Raw genomic sequence first — 6,090 nt, forward strand, 5'->3', positions numbered from 1 at the left:
GCGGCGGTCGAGGTCGGCGGTGGACAGGGCGAGGCGCACGCCCGTCCAGTCCTCGCCGGTGCGCTGGGCGACGGCGGCGCGCAGGACCAGGTGGGCCGTGTCGGCGCCGGTCCGGTAGGACAGCCGGTAGGCCGGGACCCAGCGGGCGGCGGGGACGCCGTACTCCAGTTCCAGCTCCAGTTCCATGGTCTGGTCCTGGTCGTGGCCCTGGTCCTGGTCCTGGTCGGGGTGGGTGCTCGCGGTGGTGAGGGTGAGCAGGACGGTGGTGCTGGTGCCGACCGGTTCGGTCCGGTCGGCGGTGGACGCCCGCTCCAGCCGGTCGGCGGCCAGGTCGCGCTCGTGGTCGGCGAGTTCCAGCTGCCGGGTGAGCTCCTCGGCACGCTCCTGGAGCCGGGCCAGCCGCTCCTCGACGAAGTCGGCGAGCTCCAGCCAGGCGTCGGCGGGCGTGCGGCGCAGCGGTTCGTCGCGCCGGCGCTGCGGGGGGACGGCGCGCAGCGCGGCGGTCTCCGCGACCGAGGCCTGGACCAGCCGCAGGCGCTCGCCGAGCGCGCTGCGGCGCTCGTTGGCCTCGTCCAAGTCCCGCTTGAGATCCGGGAGTTCATCCGGTTCACGGAGTTCGGCGAGCAGCTCCAGCCGGGCCTCGGTGACGGCGGCGCCGGCCGGTCCGGCGAGCACCCGGGCGCGCAGCGAGCGGCCGTCCAGGGCGGCGGGCAGGCCGGTCAGCCGCAGCCGTCCGCCGGGCGGGACCGGGACGGTCGCCCGCCGGCGGCACACCGCGCCCTCGGCGTACACGACGACGGAGTCCAGGACCGACGGGTGGGCCGGTACGGCCGGCGGTTTCGACTGCCCGCTCCGGCCGCTGTGCTGATCGTCCATGCGCAACCCCTTCGTTCGCGTGTCGCCCGCCGCGTGGCGCTCGTCGTGCCGTCCTGCTGTTCCCGCGGTGCTCGCCCGTGCCTTCCCCTTTCCCGGGCGGCCAGTCTGCCCGGCTTCGGGGCGGACGTCGCAGGATTTCCGGGTGCGGCGCGTGCACTGTGTGGGACGGGGGCGGGCGCGTGGCGGTTGCCGGTGCCGGAAGCTGCCGGGGCCGCCCCCGTGGTTGCCGGGTGGCGGGTGGGGACTTGGGCGGGGCGGATGAGGGAGGATGGGGCGCGGGTGCTCCCGGACGGTTCCGGCACCTGTCGAGAATCGTGATGAGGAGAGCGACCCGCCATGCGCACTGCCGTCGTCGTCGGCACCGGACTGATCGGCACCTCCGCCGCGCTCGCCCTGACCGCTCGCGGGCTGACCGTCCACCTGGAGGACGCCGACCCGGACGCGGCCCGCACCGCCGAGTCGCTCGGCGCGGGCATCACCGACCCGGTCGACGGCCCGGTGGACCTGGCGATCATCGCCGTGCCGCCCGCGCTGGTCGGCAAGGTGCTCGCCGACTGCCAGCGCCGCAACCTGGCCCACTGGTACACCGACGTCGCCAGCGTGAAGGCCGGCCCGGGCAGCGAGGTCGCCGAGCTCGGCTGCGACACCGTCCACTACATCGGTAGTCACCCGATGGCCGGCCGCGAGCGCTCCGGCCCGCTGGCCGCCCGCGCCGACATCTTCGAGGGCCGCCCCTGGGTGCTCACCCCGACCGCGGACACCGACACCGAGACGCTCAACGCCGCGCTGGAGCTGGTCGCGCTCTGCGGCGCGGTGCCGATCGTGATGGACGCCGCCGAGCACGACCGGGCGGTCGCCCTGGTCTCGCACGCCCCGCAGCTGGTCTCCTCGCTGGTCGCGGCCCGCCTGGAGAACGCCGACGAGACCGCCATAAGGCTCTCCGGCCAGGGCGTGCGCGACGTCACCAGGATCGCCGCCTCCAACCCCGGCATGTGGGTCGACATCCTCTCCGCCAACGCCGGCGCCGTCGCCGACGTGCTGGAGGGGGTCGCCCGCGACCTCGGCGAGACCGTCACCGCGCTGCGCGCCATGCAGGCCGACGAGGAGGGCGAGCGGCGGGTGGGCGCGGCCGGGATCGAGGCGGTCATGCGGCGCGGCAACACCGGCCAGGCCCGCATCCCCGGCAAGCACGGCGCGCCGCCCACCCGCTACGAGACCCTGGCGGTCGTGCTGGGCGACCAGCCGGGCGAGCTGGGCCGGCTGTTCGGGGAGGTCGGCGAGGCCGGGGTCAACATCGAGGACGTCGTCATCGAGCACTCGACCGGGCAGCAGGTCGGCTTCGTCCAGCTGTCGGTGGCGCCGACGGCGGTGAAGCGGCTGACCAAGGCGCTGCGGGCGAGCGGCTGGAGCGTACGGGACTGAGGTGCGGGGCGTGCGGGGCTGAGGTGCGGGGCCGGTCGGGGCGGGCCGGAGGGGCCTGGCGGTCGGGCCTGGTTTCGGGCTTGGTCTCGGGCCTGGTCCCGGGCCCGGAGGTCGGCCGACCGGCGGCGGAGCGGGTCACGGCGGCGGTCCATTAACCTTGAGGGAGACATCCCCGGCCGTCCGCCTGCCCAGGCTCCGGCTCCCATGCTCAGAGAGAGGTTCGCCCGTGGACACTGCCGACCGAGCGCACGCCCCGGTCGTCGTCGCCATCGACGGACCTTCCGGCTCCGGCAAGTCGACCGTCTCGCGGGCGGTCGCCGCCCGGCTGGGCCTGAGCTTCCTGGACACCGGCGCCATGTACCGGGCGATGACCTGGTGGATGCTGGTCAACGAGGTCGACGTCGAGGACCCGGAGGCGGTGGCCGTCGCGTGCGGCAAGCCCGTCATCGTGTCGGGGACGGACGCCGACGGCCCCACCATCACGGTGGACGGCCAGGACGTGTCCGGCCCGATCCGCGGCCCCGAGGTGACCGCCAAGGTCAGCGCCGTGTCCGCGGTGCCGGCCGTACGGTCCCGACTGGTGGACTTGCAGCGCGGCTGCGCCGAGGTCGCCGAGCGCGGCATCGTCGCCGAGGGCCGGGACATGGGGACCGTGGTGTTCCCGCAGGCCACCGTCAAGGTCTTCCTGACCGCCTCCGTGGAGGCCCGGGCCGCGCGCCGGGCGGCCGAGCTGCGGGCCAAGGGCGTGGACGAGGCGACCATCACCGCGATGGCCGCCGACCTCGCGCGCCGCGACGCCGCCGACTCCTCGCGGGAGACGGCCCCGCTGGCCCAGGCCGCGGACGCGGTGCTGGTGGACACCAGCGAGCTCACCCTGGAGCAGGTGATCGACCGGATCGCCGGGCTGGTGGAGGAGCGGGCCGGGCTGTCGTCGGTCTGACCGACCGATCGGCCGATGGTCCGACCGACTGATCGGCTGATCGGCCGACCGGACATCGGACCGGCGCTGATCGACCGGGTACCGGAGCGGCCGTGGAGGCCGGTCCGACCCACTGAACGAACCGCGGGCCGTCGAGGCGCCGCGGCGGAAACCATCGCGCTGCCCCGAGCGGGGCAGGTACGCACGGCACGCCCCTGGGAAGGGCCGGGCCGGGAAACGGAACAGACGAACATGACCGCAGAGCACGACACCGCCGATCACGGCGGGCTGGACGCCGCCGACTACGCCGAGTTCATGGCCCTCGCGGCCGAGGAGGGCATCGACCTCGACGGCTTCGACGCCGAGGACGGCGGCGCGCACGTCCGGCTGCCGGTGCTGGCCGTGGTCGGCCGCCCGAACGTCGGCAAGTCGACCCTGGTGAACCGCATCATCGGCCGCCGCGAGGCCGTCGTCGAGGACAAGCCGGGCGTCACCCGCGACCGGGTCACGTACGAGGCCAGCTGGAACGGCCGCCGCTTCAAGGTGGTCGACACCGGCGGCTGGGAGATCGACGTCCTCGGCATCGACGCCATGGTGGCCGCCCAGGCCGAGCTCGGCATCGAGCAGGCCGACGCGGTGCTGTTCGTGGTGGACGCCAAGGTCGGCGCCACCGACACCGACGAGGCCCTGATCAAGATCATCCGCCGGGCCGGCAAGCCGACCGTCCTGTGCGCCAACAAGGTCGACGGCCCCTCCACCGAGGCCGAGGCCGCCTACCTGTGGTCGCTGGGCCTGGGCGAGCCTTACCCGGTCTCCGCCCTGCACGGCCGCGGCTCCGGCGACCTGCTGGACGCCGTCATGGACGCGCTGCCCGAGGCCCCGCCGCAGACCTTCGGCGACGCCGCCCCCGGCGGCCCGCGCCGCATCGCGCTGATCGGCCGGCCCAACGTCGGCAAGTCCAGCCTGCTGAACAAGGTCGCCGGCGAGGAGCGGGTCGTCGTCAACGAGCTGGCCGGCACCACCCGTGACCCGGTCGACGAGATGATCGACCTCGGCGGCAAGACCTGGAAGTTCGTGGACACCGCCGGTATCCGCCGCCGGGTCCACCTGACCGCCGGCGCCGACTTCTACGCCTCGCTGCGCACCTCCTCCGCGCTGGAGAAGGCCGAGGTCGCGGTCGTCCTGATCGACGCCAGCGAGACCCTCGCCGAGCAGGACACCCGGATCATCTCGATGGCCGTCGAGGCCGGGCGCGCCGTCGTCGTCGCCTACAACAAGTGGGACCAGCTCGACGAGGAGCGCCGCTACTACCTGGAGCGCGAGATCGAGCGCGACCTCGTCCAGGTGCAGTGGGCCCCGCGGGTCAACGTCTCGGCCAAGACCGGCCGGCACATGGAGAAGCTCGTCCCGGCGATCGAGACCGCGCTGGAGGGCTGGGAGACCCGCATCCCGACCGCGCGCCTGAACGCCTTCCTCGGCGAGCTGGTCGCCGCCCACCCGCACCCGATCCGCGGCGGCAAGCAGCCGCGTGTCCTGTTCGGCACCCAGGCGGGCACCCGTCCGCCGCGCTTCGTGCTGTTCGCCTCGGGCTTCCTGGAGGCCGGCTACCGGCGCTTCATCGAGCGCCGGCTGCGCGAGGAGTTCGGGTTCGTCGGGACGCCGATCTCGATCTCGGTGCGGGTCCGGGAGAAGCGCAAGAAGAAGTAGTAGGAGCAGCAGCAGTCGGTAGGACCGGTCGGTCCGCCGACCGACGGCCGGAGGGCCTGGCCACGGTGGTGGCGGGGCCCTCCGGCGTGTGCGGGGTGGGTTTCCCGGTCGGGGCCGGTCCGGGGTGCGGGCCGGGTGTCAGCGGTGGTCGACGGTGGGGCCCGGGGGGAGGGAGAGCATCTGGCGGTGGCGGCCGCCGCTGGACGGCGCGGGGGCGAGACCGGTGGCCGTACCCATCATCGGGGAGGGCGCGGGCGGCGCCGGCGGTGCGGGCGCGGGCACCGGCATCGGGTGCGGAGCCGCGCCCAGGTAGCCGGCCGCGACCCAGCCCTGACCGTCGGTGAACTGGGCGGTGGGGACGGCGGGTTGGTCCTGGACGGGGGCCGGGGCGGCGGGGCCGAGGTTGTCGCCGGTGGGGGACTCGGGGTGGTGGCCGTGGTGGTGGCCGGTGCTGTGGGTGCCGGGGTGGGTGCTGCTGGTGTGACGGCCGGTGTGGCTTCCGGCGTGCGTGCCGGGGTGGCCTCCGCCGGTGTGGTTGCCGGTGTGGGAGTTGCTGTGGGGAGTGGCGTGGGCGCCGGTGTGGCCCCCGCTGTGGCTGTGCTGCTGGCCGCCGGTGGGGCCGGAGCCGTGGTGCTGGGAGCCCGGCATGAACTGGGGGAGGCCCGGCGTCTGGCCCGGGAGGGTGTGGAAGGTCTGCTGCTGGGGCGGGTACGGGCGCTGCTCGCCGTGCAGCGGGTAGCTGTCGCGGACCGCGAAACCGGTGAACTTCAGGTCCTCCTCGTTCGAGCGGTCACCGGGCAGGGCGCGGAAGAGGCGCCGGTACTCGGAGTACAGCTCGTCGTAGATCGGCGTCGCGGAGTGCGGGTGCTCGGCGTCGTACGAGGGGCGCATGCCCGGGATCGAGCGCGAGGCGCTGGCGGACCGGCCGGGGGACGCGGAGACGTCGTAGCTGTACACGTAGGGGCCAACGAGCGAGAGGGGCGGGGGATGCGGGCCCTGGGGGCGGGGGTGCGCCTACACGCCGGAGTGCGCAACGGGTGCGCGCGCCGGGTGGGGTGTGGGCACGCCGGGGCGGGCGCGGGCACGGCGGAGTGAAGCGGGGAGCGCAGGGCGCGGGCGGGGTGCGGCGGGGTGTTCCCGGGCATGGCGCGCGGCGGGGTGTCGCG

The 6,090-nt window shown here is 75.0% G+C and carries 5 protein-coding genes; 3 read left to right on the forward strand and 2 right to left on the reverse strand.

Annotated features, from left to right (window positions below; translation table 11 throughout):
• Positions 1–876 (reverse strand): DUF4139 domain-containing protein (locus AE652_RS33270; RefSeq protein ID WP_159028622.1); only part of this gene is annotated, 876 nt, incomplete at its 3' end.
• Between the two features lie 336 nt (positions 877–1,212).
• Between AE652_RS33270 and AE652_RS33275 the strand changes: the two genes are divergently transcribed.
• From AE652_RS33275 to der, 3 genes are all read left to right on the forward strand, one after another.
• Complete coding sequence (locus AE652_RS33275; RefSeq protein ID WP_049658411.1) at positions 1,213–2,298, forward strand: prephenate dehydrogenase; 1,086 nt, start codon at positions 1,213–1,215, stop codon at positions 2,296–2,298.
• A 226-nt stretch (positions 2,299–2,524) separates the two neighbouring features.
• Positions 2,525–3,238, forward strand: coding sequence for a (d)CMP kinase (gene cmk / locus AE652_RS33280; protein WP_049658412.1), 714 nt, complete (start codon positions 2,525–2,527; stop codon positions 3,236–3,238).
• 231 nt (positions 3,239–3,469) lie between these two features.
• Positions 3,470–4,924, forward strand: coding sequence for a ribosome biogenesis GTPase Der (gene der / locus AE652_RS33285; protein ID WP_049658414.1), 1,455 nt, complete (start codon positions 3,470–3,472; stop codon positions 4,922–4,924).
• A gap of 138 nt (positions 4,925–5,062) precedes the next feature.
• Here the strand turns inward: der and AE652_RS46815 are convergent, their stop codons facing one another.
• On the reverse strand, positions 5,063–5,881 hold the full coding sequence (locus AE652_RS46815) for a hypothetical protein (protein WP_053112407.1): 819 nt from the start codon (positions 5,879–5,881) through the stop codon (positions 5,063–5,065).
• Positions 5,882–6,090 lie beyond the last annotated feature (209 nt).

This window comes from Kitasatospora sp. MY 5-36 (genome assembly GCF_001182915.1).
In the GTDB taxonomy this organism is placed as follows: Bacteria; Actinomycetota; Actinomycetes; order Streptomycetales; family Streptomycetaceae; genus Kitasatospora.

Excerpts from the sequence above, each read along its gene's own strand:
- AE652_RS33275 (WP_049658411.1), top strand. The coding sequence starts at position 1,213 with ATGCGCACTGCCGTCGTCGTCGGCACCGGACTGATCGGCACCTCCGCC.
- der (WP_049658414.1), top strand. The coding sequence starts at position 3,470 with ATGACCGCAGAGCACGACACCGCCGATCACGGCGGGCTGGACGCCGCC.